This window comes from Hoeflea sp., assembly GCF_984452065.1.
Map to the genome: position 1 here is coordinate 1 of NZ_CFHWAF010000217.1, position 2,114 is coordinate 2,114.

The 2,114-nt window shown below is 65.6% G+C and carries 3 protein-coding genes; 2 read left to right on the top strand and 1 reads right to left on the bottom strand.

Annotated elements, in window-relative coordinates; all coding sequences use genetic code 11:
* Window positions 1–606 (bottom strand): aminotransferase-like domain-containing protein (locus AC5E6N_RS23380; protein ID WP_491750056.1); only part of this gene is annotated, 606 nt, incomplete at its 3' end.
* A 116-nt stretch (window positions 607–722) separates the two neighbouring features.
* Here AC5E6N_RS23380 and AC5E6N_RS23385 point away from each other — a divergent pair.
* Both AC5E6N_RS23385 and AC5E6N_RS23390 read left to right on the top strand, forming a co-directional pair.
* A complete protein-coding gene (locus AC5E6N_RS23385; protein WP_491750057.1) occupies window positions 723–1,373 on the top strand; it encodes a pyridoxamine 5'-phosphate oxidase family protein in 651 nt (216 codons plus the stop codon).
* A 52-nt stretch (window positions 1,374–1,425) separates the two neighbouring features.
* Window positions 1,426–2,114 (top strand): TSUP family transporter (locus AC5E6N_RS23390; RefSeq protein ID WP_491750058.1); only part of this gene is annotated, 689 nt, incomplete at its 3' end.

Below are 2,114 nucleotides of genomic sequence, written 5' to 3' on the forward strand. Positions count from 1 at the left end.
GCTGCGCGCAATCAGATCGATCGCGTCCCGCGTGCCGGCGGTGATCACGATCTGCTCGGGGCTGCAGGCGATGCCGCGCCAGGCCGCCAGATGATCGGCGATGGCGACCCGCAGCGCAGGCCAGCCAAAAGGGTCCTGATGGGCGAGCAAGGCCGCATCGGGCTGGCGCCAGGCCTTGTCGAACGTTCGTGCCCATTGCCGGTGCGGGAACAGCGACAGGTCCGGCAGGAAGGTTTGAAAGGGCCGACCCTCCGGCGCATGAGGCATCACGAAGGGCTTGTCGGCACCGCTGCCCTGACCGCGCCCATGCCGCAGCACCGTGCCATCCGGCAGGTCGGCGGTGACGAAGACCCCCGAGCCCTGTCGCGTCTCAATGTAACCCTCGCTTTGAAGCTGATCCATCGCCGTCACCACGGTGACACGGGAGACGGACAGTTCGGCGCTGAGCTTGCGGCTCGACGCAAGTTTGCTGCCGGTGGGGAGCCGCCCGTTCAGGATCAGCCGCCGCAACTGATCGGCGAGTTGCGCGTGAAGCGGCGTCTTTGCCTCCCGGTCAAGCGAAACCGACAGCAGGGACGCCTCGGCCGCTGTGCGTTTCGCCTGCAAGTGGTTTCCTCCATGTTTCCCAACTGGACTTATTCAATATCCTTGTATTGGCCATTTCTCCAGTCCTGTTAGCGTCGTATCAGCAAGGCTGGAGATTTTATGACGAGCCGGGGACAATGACTGCACAACCATATTCAGACCGCGTCCGCGTGCGGCGTCACCATGAGCGTGGCCACTACGACAGGACGGCGATCCACGCCGTCCTCGACGCCATGCCGATGTGCAGCGTCGGCTACATCATCGACGGCAGGCCCTATGTCACGCCGACGCTGCAATGGCGCGAGGGCGAGCATGTCTACTGGCACGGTTCCTCGGCGAGCCGCATGTTGCGCAGCGTCGATCACGCCGAGGTCTGCCTGACGGTCGCGAGTTTCGACGGGTTCGTCCTTGCCCGCTCAGGGATGAACCACTCCGTCAATTCGCGCTCGGCCATGTTGTTCGGAACGGCGCGCAAGGTCACCGATACCGAGAAGAAGGAACGGCACCTCCAGCGCTTCGTCGACGGCCTGTTTCCCGGCCGCTGGGACATGCTGCGCCCCATAACGCAGCAGGAACTGAAAGCCACGACCCTGATGTTCATGCCCATCAAGGAGGCCTCCGCCAAGATCCGGACCGGCCAGCCGCTCGACGATGACGACGACTACGCGTTGCCGATCTGGGGCGGCGTGCTGCCGGTGCGGATGGAGGTGCTGCCGCCCGAACCCGATCCGCGCAACCTTGAAGGCGTCGAAATGCCGGGGCACGTCTCCGCGTTCAAGTTCGGGTGATGCCGCGCCACCAGCGCCGGCGGCTCAGCCATAAGCGGGCCAGACGATCCTGATGGGCGTCATCGCACTCGACGCCACGGCCCTGATACTGGTCGGCTTCGGTGCTTTGCTGGCGGGCTTCACCACCGGGCTGACGGGCTTCGGCACCGGACTGGTCGCGTCCGGCGTCTGGTTTCATGTCCTGCCGCCGGAGACGGTGCCACCGCTTGTGGCGCTGTCGTCGGTTGCCGCGCAGCTGGTCGGCCTGATCGCGGTCCGCAAGGCCTTTGACTGGCGCCGCGCCTGGCCGTTGCTTGCCGGTGGCGCGGCGGGCGTTCCGATCGGCGTCGCCACACTTTCGGCTGTCTCGCCTTTGCTGCTTCGCACCGTCATCGGCGTGTTTCTGTTGGCCTATGCAATTATCGACCTATTCGGCCGTTCCTGGCTTAGGGTCCCCAGCCTCAAGAGCAGGCCGGCCGATGGCTGCATCGGGCTCGGCGGCGGCTTTCTGGGCGGCTTTGCCGGGCGCTCCGGCCCGCTGCCGCTCATCTGGCTACAACTCACCGACCACAACGCCACCGCCGACGCGCACCGCGCCATCTATCAGCCCTTCAACCTTGTCATTCTGACGCTCGCCGTTATCGGCATGGCGGTCGCCGGGCAGATCACGGCGGATGTCCTGTTGATCGCCGCGCTCTGTCTGCCGGCGACGCTGCTCGGATCGTGGATCGGCGCGCGGCTCTACAAGCGGATTTCGGCGAA

What these genes read in the sequence shown, in the direction of transcription:
- AC5E6N_RS23385 (WP_491750057.1), top strand. Translation starts at nt 723, where the DNA reads ATGACTGCACAACCATATTCAGACCGCGTCCGCGTGCGGCGTCACCAT.